The sequence below is a fragment of the Rhizobacter sp. P3_B12 genome, assembly GCF_056402895.1.
On record NZ_JBFUGN010000835.1, the window covers coordinates 1 to 2,762 of the forward strand.

Sequence of the window (2,762 nt, forward strand, 5' to 3'; positions counted from 1 at the left end):
GGTCGAAGGAGTCTGGCGGGCAACACGGGAAAAATGACGCATCGCGACGGCGGTGGCCACCGCCAGCAACGCGCTGCAGAAGAAGAACGGCGCGCCGACGCGCCAGTCGTTGTGCGGCAGGTGCGAGACGACGCCCAGCAGCGGGGCGCCGATCACCGGGGCGATCACCGCGGTCATGCTGGTCAGCGCGGCCATCGCGCCCATGGTCTGGCCCTGCGTGCGCTGATCAGCGGCGTTCGAGACGATGCTCTGGATGGCCGCGGCCACCGTGAAGCCGAACACGTTGAAGCCGATCACCGCATACATCATCCAGCCCTCGGTCGCGAGCGCCCAGCCCAGGTTGGCAAGCGTGCTCGACACCAGGCCGATGGTGGCCAGCCGCGTCGCGCCGAAGTGCTTCAGCAGCCGCTGCAGCAGCATGCCCTGCACGATCGCCGACGCGACGCCGACGGTGAACAGCGACCAGCCGTTCTCGCGCGGGCCCCACTCGAAGCGCAGCCCGGTGTACAGCACCCAGGAGGTGTGCAACACGAACTGCGCCAGCGTGCACAGGGCCGACACCGCGATCAGGCCGCCCACGCCCTTCAGGCTGCCCAGGTGCATCAGCGCGGCGACCGGGTTCAGCGAGCGCATCGAGGCCTTGTTGCGGCGCTCCGGCGGCAGCGATTCGGGCAGCACGAAGTACCCGTAGACCAGGTTCACCAGGGCCAGCGTGCCGGCGGCGAAGAACGGCCAGTGGATGTCGATCGAGCCGAGCAGCCCGCCCATCACCGGCCCGAGGATGAAGCCGATGCCGAACATCGCGCCGAGCTGGCCGAAGCGCTTCGCGCGGTCTTCGGGTGGCGTGATGTCGGCCACGTAGGCGTTCGCCACCGCCGCGTTCGCCTGCAGCGCGCCGCTCACCAGCCGCACCGCCACCAGCACCCACAGCTGCGTCGCGAGCGCCGTCGCGAAGAAGCTGAACGCGAAGCCGCAGAAGCCGAGCAGCAGCACCGGCCGGCGGCCGTAGCGGTCGGACAGCGCCCCGAGCACCGGCGAGCTGAAGAAGTTCGCGATGCCGAAGGTGAACGCGACCGCGCCGTACCAGAAGGCCTGCTCGGCCGGGTTGGCCGTGAAGCCGCCGACCAGCACCGGCAGCACCGGCACGATCAGGCCGATCGCCATCATGTCGATCAGCACCGTCAGCAGGATGAAGCGCATCGCCGCCGGGCGGCCGGCGGGCGGCTGCGCGGGCGCGGTCGTGGGACTCGTCGTCAAGGTCGCTGGCGCCCGGCGTGCGGGCGTCACTCCATGCGGTAGTTGGGGGCTTCCTTCGTGATCTGCACGTCGTGCACGTGGCTCTCGCGGATGCCGGCCGACGTGATCTCGACGAACTCGGCGCGGTCGCGCATGTCGTCGATCGTCGGGCAGCCGCAATAGCCCATCGAGGCGCGCAGCCCACCGGCCATCTGGAACACGATGCTGACCATCGAGCCCTTGTACGGCACGCGGCCCTCGATGCCTTCCGGAACCAGCTTGTCGGCGTTCGGGTTGGCGCCGGTGTTGTCCTGGAAATAGCGGTCGGCCGAGCCCTGCTGCATGGCACCGATCGAGCCCATGCCGCGGTAGCTCTTGTAGCTGCGGCCCTGGAACAGCACGATCTCGCCCGGCGCCTCTTCGGTGCCGGCGAACATGCCGCCCATCATCACGGTGCAGGCACCGGCCGCGATGGCCTTGGCGATGTCGCCCGAGTAGCGGATGCCGCCGTCGGCGATCAGCGGCACGCCGGTGCCCTTCAGCGCGGTGGCGACGTTGTCGATCGCCATGATCTGCGGCACGCCGACGCCGGCGACGATGCGGGTGGTGCAGATCGAGCCGGGGCCGATGCCGACCTTCACGCCGTCGGCACCCGCCTCCACCAGCGCCAGCGCGGCCGCTCCGGTGGCGATGTTGCCGCCGATCACGTCGATCTGCGGGTAGTTCTTCTTGACCCAGCGCACCCGGTCGAGCACGCCGGCGCTGTGGCCGTGCGCGGTGTCGACGACGACCGCATCGACGCCGGCGCGCACCAGCAGCTCGAGGCGCTCTTCGGTGTCTTCGCCGACACCCACCGCCGCGCCGACGCGCAGCTTGCCGTGCGAGTCGCGCGCGGCGTTCGGGAAGTTGGTCTGCTTGGTGATGTCCTTGACGGTGAACAGGCCGCGCAGCTCGAAGGCGTCGTTGACGACGACCACGCGCTCGAGCTTGTGCTTGTGCATCAGCGCCTTGGCATCGGCCAGCGAGGCACCGTCGCGCACCGTGATCAGGCGCTCGCGCGGGGTCATGATCTCGCGCACCGGGATGTCCATGCGGGTCTCGAAGCGCAGGTCGCGGCCGGTCACGATGCCGACCACCTTGCCGTCCTCGAGCACCGGGAAGCCCGAGATGCCGTGCTGGCGCGACAGGTTGATCACGTCGCGCACCGGCACGCCGGGCGAGATGGTGATCGGATCGCGCAGCACGCCCGACTCATAGCGCTTCACGCGCGCCACCTCGGCAGCCTGCTGCTTCGGCGAGAGGTTCTTGTGGACGATCCCGATGCCGCCTTCCTGCGCGATCGCGATCGCGAGGCGTGCTTCCGTCACGGTGTCCATCGCCGCGGACACGAGCGGAAGGTTCAGTCGGATGTTGCGGGAGAGCTGGGTCGCGAGCGAGGTGTCGCGGGGCAGGACCTGGGAGAAAGCTGGCACCAACAACACATCGTCGAAGGTGAGYGCTTTGCCAAGAAGGCGCATGAGAAAAAC

2 protein-coding genes are annotated in these 2,762 nt (G+C 69.3%); both read right to left on the bottom strand.

Translation table 11 applies throughout. From position 1 onward, the window contains the following. A partial coding sequence (locus AC1D01_RS28765; RefSeq protein WP_477872501.1) for an MFS transporter occupies positions 1 to 1,257 on the bottom strand: 1,257 nt, incomplete at its 3' end. Between the two features lie 26 nt (positions 1,258 to 1,283). Then, entirely contained in the window at positions 1,284 to 2,753 is a 1,470-nt protein-coding gene (gene guaB / locus AC1D01_RS28770) for an IMP dehydrogenase (RefSeq protein ID WP_477872503.1), read from the bottom strand. Positions 2,754 to 2,762 lie beyond the last annotated feature (9 nt).